This window comes from Streptomyces marokkonensis (assembly GCF_039539045.1).
In the GTDB taxonomy this organism is placed as follows: Bacteria; Actinomycetota; Actinomycetes; order Streptomycetales; family Streptomycetaceae; genus Streptomyces; species Streptomyces marokkonensis.
In genome coordinates, this window is record NZ_BAABCQ010000030.1 from 41101 (window position 1) to 55754 (window position 14654).

Annotated in this window: 19 protein-coding genes; 6 read left to right on the top strand and 13 right to left on the bottom strand. The window is 71.5% G+C overall.

What is annotated here, in order from left to right; translation table 11 throughout:
- Positions 1-11 precede the first annotated feature (11 nt).
- From ABEA26_RS10550 to ABEA26_RS10575, 6 genes are all read right to left on the bottom strand, one after another.
- Positions 12-770 carry an ABC transporter permease gene (locus ABEA26_RS10550; protein WP_345591364.1) on the bottom strand — a complete coding sequence of 253 codons (759 nt, stop codon included), beginning with the start codon at positions 768-770 and terminating at the stop codon, positions 12-14.
- Positions 771-805: 35 nt separating this feature from the next.
- Positions 806-1747 carry an ATP-binding cassette domain-containing protein gene (locus ABEA26_RS10555; protein ID WP_345591331.1) on the bottom strand — a complete coding sequence of 314 codons (942 nt, stop codon included), beginning with the start codon at positions 1745-1747 and terminating at the stop codon, positions 806-808.
- A gap of 161 nt (positions 1748-1908) precedes the next feature.
- Complete coding sequence (locus ABEA26_RS10560) at positions 1909-2550, bottom strand: PadR family transcriptional regulator (RefSeq protein ID WP_345591333.1); 642 nt, start codon at positions 2548-2550, stop codon at positions 1909-1911.
- Positions 2551-2559: 9 nt separating this feature from the next.
- Positions 2560-3105 (bottom strand): DinB family protein, encoded by a 546-nt coding sequence (locus tag ABEA26_RS10565; RefSeq protein ID WP_345591334.1) that lies wholly within the window; start codon positions 3103-3105, stop codon positions 2560-2562.
- Positions 3106-3232: 127 nt separating this feature from the next.
- Positions 3233-4693 (bottom strand): aldehyde dehydrogenase family protein, encoded by a 1461-nt coding sequence (locus ABEA26_RS10570; RefSeq protein WP_345591335.1) that lies wholly within the window; start codon positions 4691-4693, stop codon positions 3233-3235.
- A gap of 112 nt (positions 4694-4805) precedes the next feature.
- A complete protein-coding gene (locus ABEA26_RS10575; protein ID WP_345591366.1) occupies positions 4806-5630 on the bottom strand; it encodes a helix-turn-helix domain-containing protein in 825 nt (274 codons plus the stop codon).
- Between the two features lie 356 nt (positions 5631-5986).
- On the opposite strand from ABEA26_RS10575, the gene ABEA26_RS10580 reads away from it, so the two are divergent.
- Positions 5987-6511: an ATP-binding protein gene (locus ABEA26_RS10580; RefSeq protein ID WP_425587812.1), complete on the top strand. Its 525-nt coding sequence runs from the start codon at positions 5987-5989 to the stop codon at positions 6509-6511.
- Between the two features lie 169 nt (positions 6512-6680).
- Here the strand turns inward: ABEA26_RS10580 and ABEA26_RS10585 are convergent, their stop codons facing one another.
- The 5 genes from ABEA26_RS10585 to rpmG all read right to left on the bottom strand — a co-directional run bounded on the left by ABEA26_RS10585 (position 6681) and on the right by rpmG (position 9124).
- Complete coding sequence (locus tag ABEA26_RS10585; RefSeq protein WP_279564253.1) at positions 6681-6923, bottom strand: DUF397 domain-containing protein; 243 nt, start codon at positions 6921-6923, stop codon at positions 6681-6683.
- A gap of 318 nt (positions 6924-7241) precedes the next feature.
- Positions 7242-7499 carry a 30S ribosomal protein S18 gene (gene rpsR, locus ABEA26_RS10590; RefSeq protein WP_345591338.1) on the bottom strand — a complete coding sequence of 86 codons (258 nt, stop codon included), beginning with the start codon at positions 7497-7499 and terminating at the stop codon, positions 7242-7244.
- A gap of 3 nt (positions 7500-7502) precedes the next feature.
- Positions 7503-8702, bottom strand: a complete 1200-nt coding sequence (locus tag ABEA26_RS10595) for a CobW family GTP-binding protein (protein ID WP_345591340.1) — start codon at positions 8700-8702, stop codon at positions 7503-7505.
- Positions 8699-8953: a type B 50S ribosomal protein L31 gene (locus tag ABEA26_RS10600; RefSeq protein ID WP_345591342.1), complete on the bottom strand. Its 255-nt coding sequence runs from the start codon at positions 8951-8953 to the stop codon at positions 8699-8701. Before ABEA26_RS10600 ends, ABEA26_RS10595 begins: the two co-directional genes overlap by 4 nt.
- A 6-nt stretch (positions 8954-8959) precedes the next feature.
- On the bottom strand, positions 8960-9124 hold the full coding sequence (rpmG, locus tag ABEA26_RS10605; protein ID WP_345591343.1) for a 50S ribosomal protein L33: 165 nt from the start codon (positions 9122-9124) through the stop codon (positions 8960-8962).
- Positions 9125-9195: 71 nt separating this feature from the next.
- Between rpmG and rpmB the strand changes: the two genes are divergently transcribed.
- Together rpmB and rpsN are read left to right on the top strand one after the other, a co-directional pair.
- Positions 9196-9432: a 50S ribosomal protein L28 gene (rpmB, locus tag ABEA26_RS10610; protein ID WP_345591345.1), complete on the top strand. Its 237-nt coding sequence runs from the start codon at positions 9196-9198 to the stop codon at positions 9430-9432.
- Entirely contained in the window at positions 9432-9737 is a 306-nt protein-coding gene (gene rpsN / locus ABEA26_RS10615) for a 30S ribosomal protein S14 (protein ID WP_345591347.1), read from the top strand. The genes rpmB and rpsN overlap by 1 nt, the downstream gene beginning before the upstream one ends.
- Before the next feature lie 61 nt (positions 9738-9798).
- On the opposite strand, the gene ABEA26_RS36305 is transcribed toward rpsN, so the two are convergent.
- On the bottom strand, positions 9799-10275 hold the full coding sequence (locus ABEA26_RS36305; protein ID WP_425587813.1) for a hypothetical protein: 477 nt from the start codon (positions 10273-10275) through the stop codon (positions 9799-9801).
- On the opposite strand from ABEA26_RS36305, the gene ABEA26_RS36310 reads away from it, so the two are divergent.
- Entirely contained in the window at positions 10268-10528 is a 261-nt protein-coding gene (locus ABEA26_RS36310; RefSeq protein WP_425587814.1) for a hypothetical protein, read from the top strand. The genes ABEA26_RS36305 and ABEA26_RS36310 overlap by 8 nt on opposite strands.
- A 147-nt stretch (positions 10529-10675) precedes the next feature.
- On the opposite strand, the gene ABEA26_RS10625 is transcribed toward ABEA26_RS36310, so the two are convergent.
- The gene (locus ABEA26_RS10625) at positions 10676-11848 is read right to left on the bottom strand and encodes a DUF2786 domain-containing protein (RefSeq protein ID WP_345591349.1); all 1173 of its coding nucleotides are present in this window, start codon (positions 11846-11848) and stop codon (positions 10676-10678) included.
- A gap of 98 nt (positions 11849-11946) precedes the next feature.
- Between ABEA26_RS10625 and ABEA26_RS10630 the strand changes: the two genes are divergently transcribed.
- Positions 11947-12702, top strand: coding sequence for a Clp protease N-terminal domain-containing protein (locus ABEA26_RS10630; RefSeq protein WP_345591351.1), 756 nt, complete (start codon positions 11947-11949; stop codon positions 12700-12702).
- 35 nt (positions 12703-12737) lie between these two features.
- Positions 12738-14444, top strand: a complete 1707-nt coding sequence (locus ABEA26_RS10635; protein ID WP_345591352.1) for a bifunctional 3'-5' exonuclease/DNA polymerase — start codon at positions 12738-12740, stop codon at positions 14442-14444.
- Positions 14445-14654: the final 210 nt, after the last annotated feature.

Below are 14654 nucleotides of genomic sequence, written 5' to 3' on the forward strand. Positions count from 1 at the left end.
CGTCCGCGCACTCAGCGGCTGAGCCGCGCGAACCTCCCCACCGCCAGCGGGAAGAACACCGCGAGCAGGGCCAGCGGCCAGACGACCGCCGCCCACACGTGGCCGGACTCGCCGCCGGGGCCGCCGAAGAGGTCGCGTACGGCCGTGGCGGTTTGGGACATCGGGTTCCACTCGACGACCGTGCCCAGCCAGCCGGGCATGGAGTCCGGCGCGGCGAAGGCGTTGGAGAGGAAGCCGACCGGCCAGACCAGGATCTGCACCGCCTGCACCATCTCGGGCCTGCCCGCCACCAGGGCCAGGAAGATGCCGATCCAGAGCATGGCGAACCGGAAGAGCAGCAGCAGGCCCACCGCGCCCAGGAAGGCGCCCGGACCGCCGTGGGCCCGCCAGCCGAGCGCGTACCCGACCGCGATCAGCACGGTGAGAACGAGCGCCGACTGGAGCATGTCGGCGGCCGAACGGCCGACCAGGACCGCGCCGTTGGTCATCGGCAGGGAGCGGAAACGGTCGACGACGCCCTTGTTGATGTCCTGGGTGACGGCGATCATGGTGCCTTCCAGACCGAAGGCCATGGTGAGGGCCAGCATCCCGGGGACCAGGTAGTCGACGTAGTCGCCGCTCACGCCCCGGCCGCCGCCGACCAGGTAGCCGAACATCAGCAGCAGCATGACCGGGAAGACCAGGTTGACGACGACCGTGACCGGCTGCCGCCCCCAGCGGGCAAGCTCCCGGCGGGTCATGGTCCACGAGTCGGTCAGGGCGTACGCCATGGGCTTCGTGACGGTGTTCGTGCTCACGCCGGTACTCACACGGCCTCCTTCGTGCTGTCGGTGAGGTGCAGGAAGACCTCGTCCAGGGTCGGGCGGCGCAGGGCCACGTCCTCCGCCTCCAGACCGGCTTCCTCCAGCGCCCGTACGACACCGGAGAGCGCCGCCATACGGTCGGTGACCGGTGCGCTGAGCAGCCGGCGGTCGGCGTCGACGCGGACGCCGGTGAGCGGCAGGAGGGCGGCCGCGGTGTCCAGTTGGCCGGCGTCGCGCAGGACGACGTCGACGCGGTCGCCGCCGGTGGCGGCCTTCAGCTCGTCCGCCGTGCCGTCGGCGACCACCCGGCCGGCGTCGACGACCGAGATGCGGTCGGCGAGCTGGTCGGCCTCCTCCAGGTACTGGGTGGTGAGCAGGACCGTCGTACCGCCGCCGACCAGGGAGCGGACCGAGTCCCACACCTCGGCGCGGCCCCGCGGATCCAGGCCGGTGGTCGGTTCGTCCAGGAAGAGCACCTCCGGGTCGGTGATCAGGGACGCGGCGAGGTCCAGGCGGCGCCGCATTCCGCCGCTGTAGGCACTGACCGGCTTGCGTCCGGTGTCCGTGAGGCCGAAGCGCGCCAGGAGTTCGTCGGCACGCGCGCGTGCCCGCCGGGCGCCCAGGTGGTGGAGGCGGCCGAACAGCTCCAGGTTCTGCCGGCCGCCCAGCTCCTCGTCGAGCGCCGCGTGCTGGCCGAGCAGGCCGATGCGCAGCCGTACGGCGTACGCGTCGGCGGCGACGTCGTGTCCAGCCACCTCGGCCCGGCCCGAGTCGGGGCGCAGCAGGGTCGACAGGATCCGGACCAGCGTCGTCTTGCCCGCGCCGTTGGGACCCAGCACCCCGTGCACGGTGCCGCGCGCGACAGTGAGGTCGAGCCCGTCCAGCGCGTTCTTGCCGCCGTACTTCTTGCGTGCCCCTTCGACGACGATCGCCGCGTCGGCCACTGATACCCCCTAGTTAGTCAAACTTGATTACTTGTTTCACCCGGGACCGTATCCCCACCGAGGGACTTAGTCAAACTTGATTAGTTGATTGGGTTCCACGAGCTGCCGGACGTGCTGGGCTGGGCTGGGCTGCCGGGCCCTACCGGTGGGCAGGCCTGAGGTCAGCCGCGGTCTCCCGGGTGCGGCTCCTCCGTCGCGTACGGGTTCCGCTCACCCTCCGCCAGGACGCCGACGAACGGCTCGCCCTCACCCGCGAAGGTGTAGGCGCCGCCACGGATGCGTTCGATGAGCGCGCGGGTCCACTCGGCGCCCGTGTCGGCCGAGTGCACCCAGAGGTTCATGATCTCGCCGATGTGGCCGAGCTGTCCGGGTCCGTCCTCGGGCGTGTAGTACTCGGTGACGGATCTGCGCCACTTTCCGATGGCCCGGATCCGCTCCTCCAGGAGGGCGAGCACCTCCTCGCGTTCCAGGTCGACCATCAGACCGAGGGCCCCGGCGAGCACGTCCGGTTTCTGGTCGTAGGCCGTGAGGGATGCGCGCAGGAGGCTGAAGTACTCCTCGGTGCCCGCCTGCGTGATCTCGTACTCCGTGCGCGGCGGGCCGCCGGCGGTCGACGGGGCGATCTCGTGCGCGTGCAGCAGGCCCTGCTTGGCCATCTGCTTCAGCGCGTGGTAGATCGAGCCGGGCTTGGCGTTGGACCACTCGTGCGCGCCCCAGTACTCCAGGTCGTTGCGCACCTGGTAGCCGTGGGCCCGCCCGTGCTGACGGACCGCGCCGAGCACCAGGAGACGGATCACTGACATGGGTCCAGACTAGGCGGGACCGCCCCGCTCCCTGGCCACCAGGTCCCAGGCCGACGCGCCGTCAAGCGACTCCCGGACGATGTCGGCGTGGCCGGCGTGCCGGGCCGTCTCGCGGATCAGGTGCAGACAGAGCCAGCGCATCGAGACGCGCTCGTCCGGCGGGTACCAGGGCTCGTTCGGCAGCGGGAAGGTGTCGTCGAGGCTGGGTACCGAGCGGACGAACGCCTCCGTCTCGGCGGCGACCTTCTCCCAGTACGCCAGCTGGGAGGCGACCGTCTCGTCGCCGACCAGGGCGAAGCACTCGTGCCAGTTCGACTCGTCCCGTGCGACGGCCGGCGGCTCCTGCTTGGCGCGGGCGATCCAGCCCTGCTCGACCTCGGCGACGTGCTTGAGCAGTCCGGCCAGCGACAGCTCACTGGCGCTGGGCCGGGACGACGCCTGCTCGTCCGTCAGGCCCAGCACCGACCGTCGGATGCCGCCGCGCTGCTCCGCCAGGAAGGACAGCAGCGCTCCGCGCTCGTCGCCCTGCTCTTCGGATCGCACGTGGGTGACCATGGCCGGCCGCCTTTCGTCGAGGTCGGGGCGTTTCCCCCGGACACTGACCAAGCTACGGACCCTTGCGGTCAGCCTCTGTCCGCAAGGGTCCGTCCTGAAGGAACTGGGGAGAGACTCAGCGGGCGATTCAGAAGGGGAACGCGCTCCGGCCGTGCTGGACCGAGATCCACTTCTGCGTGGTGAAGGCGTCCAGCATGGTGTCGCCGTTGAGACGGCCGTTACCGGACTGCTTCTCGCCGCCGAAGGGCACGATCGGCTCGTCGTGCACGGTCCCGTCGTTCACGTGGAACATCCCGGTGTCGATCCGCTTGGCGAAGTCGACGCCGCGCTCGATGTTCCCGGTGTGCACGGCGCCGCTCAGGCCGTACGGGGTGTCGTTGACGAGGCGTACGGCCTCCTCCTCGCCGTCGAACGGGACGAGGAAGGCGACCGGGCCGAAGACCTCCTGCCGCAGCAGGGCGGAGTCGGCGGGCAGTCCGGTCAGGACCGACGGCTCCACCAGGTTGTCCGTGGTCGTACCGCGCACCAGCGCGGTCGCGCCCTCGGCGAGCGCCTGCTCGACGACGCCCGCGATCGCGTCCGCCTGGGAGGAGTTGATCACCGGGCCGATGACGGTCGACGGGTCGCGCGGGTCGCCGGCCTTGAGGGTCTTCACCTTGGCGACGAACTTCTCGGTGAACTCGTCGGCCACCGAGCGGTCGACCAGGACGCGGTTGGCTGCCATGCAGACCTGGCCCTGGTGGACGTACCGGCTGAAGACGGCGGCGTCGACCGCGTAGTCGACGTCGGCGTCGTCGAGGACCACCAGGGCGCTGTTGCCGCCGAGTTCGAGGACCGAGCGCTTGAAGTGCGCGGCGCAGAGGGTGGCCACGTGGCGGCCTACCGTGTCGGATCCGGTGAAGGAGATCACCTTCGGGACCGGGTGCTCCAGGAAGGCGTCGCCTATCTCCGCGATGTCGGTGACCACGACGTTCAGCAGACCGCCCGGCAGACCGGCGTCCTCGAAGAGCTTCGCGATCAGGGTGCCGCCGACCACCGGCGTGTTCTGGTGCGGCTTGAGGACGACGCCGTTACCGAGGGCGAGGGCCGGGGCGACCGACTTCAGGGAGAGGAGGAGGGGGAAGTTGAAGGGGCTGATGACGCCCACGACACCGACCGGCACCCGGTAGACGCGGTTCTCCTTGCCGTCGACCGGCGACGGGACGATCCTGCCCTCGGGCGCCAGCGACAGGTGCACCGCCTCACGCAGGAACTCCTTGGCGAGGTGCAGCTCGAAGGCGGCCTTCAGACGCGTGCCGCCCAGCTCGGCGACGATCGCCTCGCTGATCTCCGCCTCGCGGTCCTCCACGAGCCGCAGCACCTTCTCGAACACCGCGCGGCGCGCGTACGGGTTCGTCGCCGCCCACTGCTTCTGCGCGCGCTCGGCCGCCCGGTAGGCGGCGTCGACCTCGTCGACCGTGGCTATCGTGATCGAGGCCAGCTTCTCGTTGTCGTACGGGTTGAAGTCGATGATGTCCCAGGAGCCGGTGCCCGGGCGCCACTCGCCGTCGATGTACTGCTGGGCGAGGTCGGTGAAGTACGACGACATGTGATCCCTCAAATCCCCTAGCTGCCGCAGCCGCCGCGAGCGAGCCGCCTGACTGCGCGTCATCGTACTTGTGCAGCAGCGGAGTTGGAGAGGATGTGGCGCTCAGGGGCTCTCAGGACAGTTGGAGGAGCCCTCGCAGCAGGTCCCGGCTCTCGTCCGGACCCGGGCTGTCCTGCTGGAGTTCCTTCAGCGCCGTCTCGTACTGGGTGACGTCCTCGTGCTTGTCCAGGTAGAGCGCACTGGTGAGCTGCTCCAGGTAGACGACGTCCGACAGGTCGGACTCCGGGAAGCTGAGGAGCGTGAACGCGCCACTCTCACCGGAATGCCCGCCGAAGCTGAACGGCATTATCTGCAGCCGCACGTTGGGGCGCTCGGACATCTCGACGAGGTGCTGGAGCTGGCCGCGCATCACCCCGCGGTCGCCGTAGGGACGGCGCAGCGCGGCCTCGTCCAGGACGATGTGGAACTCCGGGGCGTTCTCGGCGACGAGGTGTTTCTGCCGTTCCAGGCGCAGCGCCACCCGTCGCTCGACGTCCGCCTCGCCGGCGCCCTTCATGCCGCGCCGGACGACCGCGCGGGCGTAGTCCTCGGTCTGCAGCAGGCCGTGCACGAACTGCACCTCGTACACGCGGATGAGTGAGGCGGCGCCCTCCAGGCCCACATAGGTGGGGAACCAGCTGGGCAGTACGTCGGAGTAACTGTGCCACCACCCGGCGACGTTGGCCTCCTTGGCCAGGGACAGCAGGGAGGTGCGCTCCTGTCCGTCCGTGATGCCGTACAGGGTCAGCAGATCCTCCACGTCCCTCGTCTTGAAGCTCACCCGGCCCAGTTCCATCCGGCTGATCTTCGACTCCGAGGCGCGGATCGAGTAGCCCGCCGCCTCCCGCGTGATCCCCCGCGTCTCACGCAGCCGCCTGAGTTGTGATCCGAGCAGCATGCGCCGCACCACCGATCCGGGCTCTCCCGCGCTCACGTTCGCCAGCCTCCCCAACCGTCTCCAGGGGCCGAAGTCTGCCACTAAAACACTCCGAGCAGTACTCGTCCGGTTACGGAAACGGAATCGCGCCACAGCAAATGCACAGGATCATGCACGGAGGGGGCGGAAAGCGTGCGTCGAGTGAGGTGAAGGAGGGGCGAAGATGACGGAAAATTTGGCCAACAAGCGGTACGGGCAGGTCCATTTCGGTCACGTGCACGTGCATCTGCCCTTGCATCTGCGGTACGCATCCGAAACCATGGTCCCGCACCACCGCGCCGCATCGCTACGACCGCGAATTCCCGGGAGTGCCTCGCATGGGGACGAATGGATCGACCATGCTCGAGCCGTTACGGCAGGGCCTTCCGCCAATCGACCCCGCGGCCGTGTCCAACGCCGCCTCCTGCGCCCTGCCGCCTCGCTACGAAGCGGTGCGCGAGGCCCGGGGGTTCACCCGCAGAACGCTCGACGGCTGGGACACGGGCGACCGTTTCGACGACGTCTGCCTGGTCGTCTCCGAGCTCGTCACCAACGCCCTGCGGCACGCGCTGCCGGCCGACACCCCGAGACACGGGGAGCAGAACGGCCCCGTCCGGCTCCATCTGATGCGCTGGACCGAGCGACTGGTGTGCGCGGTGCGCGACCCCAGTCACGACAGCCCGGTGGCCCGTGAGACGGACGACTTCTCGGCGGAGTCGGGCCGGGGCCTTTTCCTCGTCGACTCCTTCAGTGACAGCTGGGGCTGGCACCCGCTCGCCGGGACGCTCGACGGCAAGGTGGTCTGGGCCCTGTTCCGGCTCCAGAAGCCGGACGGGATGATGGACCGGCCGCCCTACGAGTGACGGGTGGCGGGTGACTGGTGACTGGTGACTGGTGACTGGTGACTGGTGCCGCGTAACGCGTAACGACGGTTCGCCGTGCCGCGCGCGCCCTGGTTCCACGCCGGGGCCCGCCCTCGGCCCTCGATGAGCTCCCCGATCAGCTCCCGACCAGCGCCCGACCAGCTCGCGATCAGCTCGCGATCAGGTGGTCGAACTCGCCGTCCTTGACGCCCAGCAGCATGGCCTCGATCTCGGCGCGCGTGTAGACGAGCGCGGGACCGTCGGGAAAGCGGGAGTTGCGCACCGCCACGGCACCGTCGGGAAGCCGCGCGAACTCCACGCAGGAGCCCTGCGAGTTGCTGTGCCGGCTCTTCTGCCAGGCCGCGTCGTGCAGCTGCGTGGCGGCCATGCCGTTGTACACGTCGTGGTCCACAGGTCGCTCCCCGGTGGTGCACTGGCTGATGTGGCCATTGATGCAGTGGTCAACTGATCCGGATCATAACCCTGTTCTCCGTACAGATGCATGAGCAAATGCACGTGCACACGCGGTGTTCTCGTGGTTACAGCCGTGACGGTGGCTCTGCCCGAAAGCCCTTGCCCTCTCTGACGCCCGCTCCCGGGAAGTCGTTCCCGCGTATGCCCCCGGTTTCAAGAAACATGCACCAACATGCAACAAAACCGGGGGCCGCTCTCCTACGAGCGACCCCCGGTGCCGAACACGACGGACCGGGTACGGCTGCGGCGTGCCGGGTCAGCACACCGTGTACGGCAGCAGTGCCATCTCGCGCGCGTTCTTGATCGCCCGGGCCAGCTGCCGCTGCTGCTGGGACGTCACGCGCGTGACACGGCGGCTGCGGATCTTCCCGCGGTCGGAGATGAACTTCCGCAGCAGGTCGGTGTCCTTGTAGTCGACGTACGTCTCTCCGGCCCGGTCCAGGGGATTGGACCGCTGCCCGGCGGCCCCCCGGCCGCTCCTGCGGTCGCCCTTGCGTTCGCTCTCACGGGGCATGGGTCAGACCTCCAGGAGGGTGTCGAAGGCGGGCGGCAGCCGCTGCCAGGCGGCCTGCCCGGCGGCGTACTCGGCATCGGTGAGCAGGCAGGACTCCAGGAGCCGCTCCAGGCCGTCGCTGTCGAGGCCCGGGGACGTGAAGACCAGGTGCTGGCAGCGGTCACCGTGCTCGGGGTCCCAGTCCAGGGCGGCGGCGGCCCGGCGCACCGGCGGGACCAGATCCCAGGCGGCGTCGGGCAGGGACGCGAGCCAGGGCCCCGCGCTCTCCACGCACAGGGCGCCGCCCGCGGCATCCCAGTGGAGCAGCGTGTCTCCCTTGCCGGCGAGCCAGAACCGGCCCCGGCTGCGGGCGGCCGCGCAGGTCAGGTCCTCCAGCGCCGCGTACAGCCGCTCCGGGTGGAAGGGGCGCCGCCGGTGCCAGACGAGGGTGGCGACGCCGTGTGCGTCGGCCTCCGCGGGCAGCAGGGCACAGGCCGGGTGCTGGGCGGCGGCCGCGGCCTCCACGTCGAAGCCGGCGAGGGCGGCCCGCGCCAGCTCTGAGCATGCGGGAGACGCCCCGGGTGGAGCGCCCGCCGGGTCGTCGTGGCCGATCGGGACCCGGCGGGCTGTCGGATGCAGCTGGGCCAGCAGCTCGCGGTCCTCGTCGTCGGCCTCCGGGGAACCGGGGAGGGAGTCGACGAGGGCGAGGACGGGGGCGTACTCCAGCTGGCGCGCGAAGGTGTCGGCGACCGTACGCCGGTCGGTGGCCGCGGCGGCGAGGCCGCCCTCGGCGAGGTCGTCGCCGTTGCCCAGGTACGGCAGCACGAGCGCCGGGTCGACGGCGGTGATCACACCCGTGACGGTGAAACCGCCGGCCGTCACCACCTCCGCCATCGCCTTGGGCTCGACGGAGTCCCACAGCTCGACGACCGCCAGCGGGGTGCCTCCGGCGTCCGCGAGCCGCGCCAGCTCGGGGACGAGGTCCTCGCGCAGGGCGCAGCAGGCGCAGTCGTTGACCAGGGGCGCCTCGCCGGCGGACAGGATGCCGGTGGCGTCCCGGAGGGTGCGTACGACCGTGCCCGCGGCGGCCGTCGCCAGGTCGTGGTGGAGGACGACACTGCCGGGCACGTCGGCCAGCAGCCGGGCCACGGCCGCCCGGCGGGCGTCGGCGTGCAGGCCGCCGACGATCACCACCGGGAGGTGCGGACGGTCCGGCCCGCTCATGCCCCGTCCCGCTTCCCGTACCGCCGCTCGAAGCGCTCCACGCGGCCGGCCGTGTCCAGGACGCGGGCGGTGCCGGTGTAGAAGGGATGGCTGACGTTCGAGATCTCGACGTCGACGACCGGGTAGGTCCGGCCGTCCTCCCATTCGATCGTGCGCTCGCTGGTCATGGTCGAGCGGGTGAGGAAGGCGTAGTCCGCGGCGCGGTCGCGGAAGACGACCGGGCGGTACTCGGGGTGGATTCCCTTGCGCATGACGGTTCAGCGCTCCTCTCGGAAGTCGACGTGGCGGCGGGCGACCGGGTCGTACTTGCGCAGGGTCAGCCGGTCCGGGTCGTTGCGGCGGTTCTTGCGGGTGACGTAGGTGAAGCCGGTCCCGGCGGTGGACCGGAGTTTGATGACCGGACGGAGTTCGTTGCGTGCCATGCTGCTATCTTACTGAAAATGAATTCCATTAACAGTTACGGCCGTCAGGTCTGAAGGAGAGGTACGTCACCGTGTCCGCCCACTGCATGCTGACCGGCACCCGACCCGGCTTCGGCAACCGCATCTCCCACTCCCACCGGCGGACCTCCCGCCGGTTCGACCCCAACGTCCAGACCAAGCGCTACTGGCTGCCGAGCGAGAGCCGGCACGTACGGCTTCGGCTGAGCACCAAGGCGATCAGGACGATCGACGCGATCGGCGTCGAGGCGGCCGTGGCGCGCATCCGCGCCCGAGGAGTGAAGGTCTGATGGCGAAGAAGAGCAAGATCGCGAAGAACGAGCGGCGGCAGGAGATCGTCGCCCGGTACGCGGCACGCCGGGCCGAGCTGAAGGAGACCGTCCGCAGGCCGTCCTCGACGGAGGCCGAACGACTCGCCGCCCAGCGGGAACTGCGCAGGCAGCCCCGCGACGCCAGCCCCACGCGCGTACGCAACCGCGACCAGGTCGACGGGCGCCCGCGCGGCTACCTCCGTGTCTTCGGGCTGTCCCGGATCAACCTGCGCGAGCAGGCACACGCCGGACATCTGCCGGGAGTTCGCAAGTCGTCCTGGTAGGTCGTCGTGGCGTGACTTGCTGGTAACTTGCGGCTGTCCCGGGGCCGACCCGGCCGTCCGGCTACAGCTTGGAGCTTGCGGTGACGTTGGTGACTGCGGAGAGTACGGCGAGCACGGCGAACGCGACGAGCACGGCGAGCACGGCGAACGCGACGAGTACGGCGAGTACGGCGAGCACGGCGAACGCGACGAGTACGGCGAGTACGGCGAACGCGACGAGTACGGCGAGTACGGCTGCAGGTCCACGGAACCCGCGTCGGCGGACGGCCCGTCGGCCCGTGCGGTCTGTGCGGCCCGTGCGGGCCGCTGCCGTGGCTGTCGGGCTGATGGGCGCGCTGACGCTGACCGCCTGTACGGACGGAGGAGACTCCGACGACGGCGGCACGGGCGGGGGTGACAAGCCCTCGGCCGCGCCCAGCGCGACCGCGAGTTCCGGCAGCGGCAGCGGCAGCAGCGGGTCGCCCTCCGCGGCCGCGGGTGGGCTGGAGGGCAGCTGGCTGGCCACAACCGACGGCCAGGCCGTCGCGCTGATGGTCACCGGAGACAAGGCCGCCCTCTTCGCCACGGGCGGGACCGTGTGCAGTGGCACCGCCGGCGAGGACTCCGGCGCCCGGACGATCCGGCTGAAGTGCACCGACGGCAGTGACGACCGCGCGACGGGCACCGTCGAGTCGGTCGACGGGACATCGCTCGAGGTGGCGTGGCAGGGCGGCCTCGGCGAGGAGACGTACACCAGGTCGGAGGGCGGGTCACTGCCGCCCGGACTGCCGACCGCCGGTCTCGGCTCCTGAACGGAACGCGGACGGCCGTCGACGACGCACGCAGGCGCACGGCCGCGGACGACGCGCGGGTGCCCGCAGACGACGCACCCAGGCGCACGGCCGCGGACGACGCACGGTGTCCGTGGACAGAACACGGGCGCCCGCGCTCGGTGACGTCTATGCCAGTGGGCGCCGGCGGTCGACCTGGGCCCGGTCGGCCGCTCGGGTCCCCTCCGTCCAGCCCGCCGCGTCGCCGGCGCCGCGCAGGCGGGTCGTCGTGGTCTCCGGGAACATGCGGTCCAGCCGGTCCGTGACCGCGACCCGGCGGGAGGCGAGGACCGGCAGGAGGTCCACGTCCGTCGTCGTACCGGACTCGGCGGTGGCCGCCTCCGTCGCCGCTCGCAGCCGGGTGCCCGCGCGGTGGGCGTAGGCGGCGAGGAACGACTGCCGGAAGGTCTTGGTCCGCTTGCGGCCGACGGCGCGCTGAGCGGCCTCCGCCCTGATCATCGCCGCCTCGGCCTGCACCAGAAGCGAGGTGTAGAGGAGTTCGACCGCCTCCAGGTCCGCCTCGAAGCCGACGACGGTGGAGAAGCCGAGGGGTTCGTTCCACACGGCCCGGCAGTGGTTCGCGTCGGCCACCGCGTCCAGCAGCACCGCCTTGGCCTGCTCGTACGGTGACTCCACCCCGATCCGGCAGGCGCCGGGGGCGTCGGGCGAGGGAGCGTGGGCCGACAGCAGCGCCTCGTCGATGCTGTGCCGGGCCATCAGCTCCTGCGCCTTGGCGCTGAGCGCCTCCGCCTCCTCCGGATACCCGGTCGCCTCCGCCTTGGCGAGCAGGGCGCGGATGCGGGCGAGGGTGCGGGACTCAGGCCGGTTCTCCCGACGGGGGTCTCCCGCCGAGCCTGCCGTCCCCGCCGACCCCACCGACCCCACCGTCCCCGGCTCCAGGGGTTCCAGCGTGGGCAGGCGCAGCAGCAGGCGGTACAGCTCCAGTACGGCGGTGGCGTGCGAGAAGCGGTCGGCGCGGGGCGGTGCCTGGTCCGGTATGTCGTCGAGCTGCGCACTCCAGCGGGGGCCGCGCGGGCGGTCGTGCGGTGCCTGCGCGCGGATCAACGCCGCCATCAGCCGTACGTGGACGTCGGCCAGCTCACGCCGCACGAACCGTACGAGGTCGGCGGGCTGCCAGCCGCGCCGCCAGGCCGTCGCCACGAACTCCTCTCCTCGCCGGGCGAGTTCGGCGTCGGCCGCCGGGTCGGCCGCGAGCAGCGAGGCGGCGGCGTCGAGGGCGTCGTCTGCGGCGTCGTACAGGGCGGTCTCGAAGGCACGGTCGACGGTGCGGGGCGTACTCACCCGGCGATGGTGCCACGGTCGCCCGCCCCGGTCGCACGACCGGAAGAGACTGTCAACCGACGGTTGACAGTCGACAGGGCGCAACCTACGGTTGACACATGACGACGAATCCGAGCATCACGTCATCCGTACGTCTCGACGAACTCATCACCGCGATCAAGAAGGTGCACCCGGAGCCGCTCGAACAGCTCCAGGACGCCGTCATCGCCGGCGAGCACCTCGGCGAGGTGGCCGACCATCTCATCGGACACTTCGTGGACCAGGCCAGGCGTTCGGGCGCGTCCTGGACGGACATCGGCAAAAGCATGGGCGTCACCCGGCAGGCGGCGCAGAAGCGCTTCGTACCCAAGGAGTCGGCCGACCTGGACGCGAGCCAGGGCTTCAGCCGTTACACGCCCCGCGCGCGCGAAGCCGTGATGGCCGCCCACAACGCGGCCAAGACCGCCGGCAACGCCGAGGGGCTGCCCGAGCACCTCGTCCTCGGGCTGCTCACCCAACGCGAGAGCCTCTCGTGCAAGGCGATCGCCGCGCAGGGCGTGACCCTCGACGCGGTCCGCGGGGCGGCGACCGCCGCGCTCCCGCCCGCCACCACGGAGGTCCCGGAGCTGGTGCCCTACGGCCCCGCGGCCAAAAAGGTCCTCGAACTCACCTTCCGCGAGGCCCTGCGCCTCGGCCACAACTACATCGGCACCGAGCACATCCTGCTGGCCCTGCTGGAGCACGAGCACGGCGAGGGCGTACTCAGCGGGCTCGGCCTCGGCAAGGACGCCACCGAGCGCTATGTCACCGAGGTGCTGGCGGAGTTCATCCAGGTGACCGAGAGTAAGGAGCCCGGACAGCAGGAAGAAGACTGAGGGCCGTTGTCATACCCTCCTGCGACACTCACGACATGGCCGACCGGTGGGTGCTCGCCGTGGCCGAGGGCGGTGGCGTGGAAGTCGCCCCCCTCGGCTCCGACGGGCTGCCCGCGGGCCCGGTGCGGCGCGAGACCGATCCCGCCGAGGCCGTGCGGAGCAGGCCGGAGGTCGCACGCTGGGTGTGGCGGTCCACCGCCGAGGTGGCTCCGCGTCTGCTCGCCGCGGGGGTGCGAGTGGAGCGGTGCTACGACGTGGAGGCCGCCGAGACCCTCCTGCTCGGCCACGAGGGGCGGTACGGGGAGCCACGCTCGGCCGCGGCCGCCCTGGCCCGGCTGCACAGCGGCCCCGTGCCGCCCGACCCGCCGCAGCGCTCCGCCGAGCCGGGCGCGCAGTCCCCGCTGTTCGAACCGCAGTCCGTCCACCTGCCCCTGGACGACCTGCTCGCCGTCTACGCCGAGCAGCAGCGCCGCCACGACCGGTCCGCGCACCCCGACCGGATGCGACTGCTGACGGCGGCCGAGTCGGCGGGGACGCTGGTGGCCGCCGAGATGAACCGCGCCGGGCTGCCCTGGCGGGCCGACGTGCACCGCGAGCTCCTGCACGACCTGCTCGGAGAGCGGTACGCGGGCGGGGGCGAGCCGCGCCGGCTGGCCGAGCTGGCGGAGGAGGTGTCCGCGGCGTTCGGGCGCCGGGTGCGGCCCGACCTGCCCGCGGACGTGGTCAAGGCGTTCGCGCAGGCCGGCATCCGGGTCGGCTCCACCCGCCGGTGGGAGATCGAGTCGGTCGACCATCCGGCCGTGGAGCCCCTGATCGAGTACAAGAAGCTGTACCGGATCTGGGTCGCCCACGGCTGGTCCTGGCTCCAGGACTGGGTGCGCGACGGACGCTTCCGCCCCGAGTTCCTGGCCGGCGGCACCGTCACCGGACGCTGGGTGACCAACGGCGGGGGCGGGCTGCAGATCCCCAAGGTGATCCGGCGGGCCGTCGTCGCCGACCCGGGCTGGCGGCTGGTCGTCGCCGACGCCGACCAGATGGAGCCGCGCGTGCTGGCGGCGATCTCCCGCGACCCCGGGCTGATGGAGGTGGCCGGCCGGGAGACCGACCTCTACCAGTCCGTCTCCGACCGCGCCTTCTCCGGCGACCGCGCCCAGGCCAAACTCGCCGTGCTCGGCGCGGTCTACGGCCAGACCTCCGGCGACGGCCTGAAGAACCTCGCCGCGCTCAGACGCCGCTTCCCCAAGGCGGTGGCGTACGTCGACGACGCGGCCCACGCGGGCGAGGAAGGCCGGCTCGTGCGCACCTGGCTGGGCCGCACCTGCCCACCCGCGGCCGGCGCGGCCGACGGTGCCGAGGAGGCGGGCATGCCGCAGGACGCTCCCTCCACCCCCTCCGACTCCGGCTCCGCGGGCCGGGCGCAGGAGTGGGTGCCGGGCTACGCCTCCACCAACGCCCGCGCGCGGGGCCGCTTCGCCCGCAACTTCGTCGTCCAGGGCAGCGCCGCCGACTGGGCCCTGCTGCTGCTCGCCGCGCTGCGGCAGGCCCTCGCGGACAAGGCGGCGGAGCTGGTCTTCTTCCAGCACGACGAGGTGATCGTGCACTGTCCGCGGGAGGAGGCCGACACCGTCGTCGCGGCGATCCGGGAGGCGGCGGAGCTGGCGGGCCGGCTGACGTTCGGCCCCACGCCGGTGCGGTTCCCGTTCACGACGGCGGTGGTCAAGTGCTACGCGGACGCCAAGTGACCGGCCTTCGTCGGTATCGCCGCACGCCGACGCCCCGGCGCGCCCTGCCCCGCTGTGCGCCCGTAAGCGCACTCCCGCGACACCCCGTCATGCGGCTCGGCATGCCCCAGACATGCAAAAACCCCAGGTCACGGCGAGTGAGTCCTGGGGTTAATCCGAGCCGCCTTCGGGATTCGAACCCGAGACCTACGCATTACGAGTGCCTGCAAG

Coding starts and splice junctions, on each gene's coding strand:
- ABEA26_RS10550 (WP_345591364.1), bottom strand. CDS start 770: ATGGCGTACGCCCTGACCGACTCGTGGACCATGACCCGCCGGGAGCTT.
- ABEA26_RS10560 (WP_345591333.1), bottom strand. CDS start 2,550: ATGTCAGTGATCCGTCTCCTGGTGCTCGGCGCGGTCCGTCAGCACGGG.
- ABEA26_RS10565 (WP_345591334.1), bottom strand. CDS start 3,105: ATGGTCACCCACGTGCGATCCGAAGAGCAGGGCGACGAGCGCGGAGCG.
- ABEA26_RS10570 (WP_345591335.1), bottom strand. CDS start 4,693: ATGTCGTCGTACTTCACCGACCTCGCCCAGCAGTACATCGACGGCGAG.
- ABEA26_RS10575 (WP_345591366.1), bottom strand. CDS start 5,630: ATGCTGCTCGGATCACAACTCAGGCGGCTGCGTGAGACGCGGGGGATC.
- ABEA26_RS10580 (WP_425587812.1), top strand. CDS start 5,987: ATGGGGACGAATGGATCGACCATGCTCGAGCCGTTACGGCAGGGCCTT.
- rpsR (WP_345591338.1), bottom strand. CDS start 7,499: ATGCCCCGTGAGAGCGAACGCAAGGGCGACCGCAGGAGCGGCCGGGGG.
- ABEA26_RS10595 (WP_345591340.1), bottom strand. CDS start 8,702: ATGAGCGGGCCGGACCGTCCGCACCTCCCGGTGGTGATCGTCGGCGGC.
- ABEA26_RS10600 (WP_345591342.1), bottom strand. CDS start 8,953: ATGCGCAAGGGAATCCACCCCGAGTACCGCCCGGTCGTCTTCCGCGAC.
- rpmG (WP_345591343.1), bottom strand. CDS start 9,124: ATGGCACGCAACGAACTCCGTCCGGTCATCAAACTCCGGTCCACCGCC.
- rpsN (WP_345591347.1), top strand. CDS start 9,432: ATGGCGAAGAAGAGCAAGATCGCGAAGAACGAGCGGCGGCAGGAGATC.
- ABEA26_RS36310 (WP_425587814.1), top strand. CDS start 10,268: ATGGTCACCGGAGACAAGGCCGCCCTCTTCGCCACGGGCGGGACCGTG.
- ABEA26_RS10630 (WP_345591351.1), top strand. CDS start 11,947: ATGACGACGAATCCGAGCATCACGTCATCCGTACGTCTCGACGAACTC.
- ABEA26_RS10635 (WP_345591352.1), top strand. CDS start 12,738: ATGGCCGACCGGTGGGTGCTCGCCGTGGCCGAGGGCGGTGGCGTGGAA.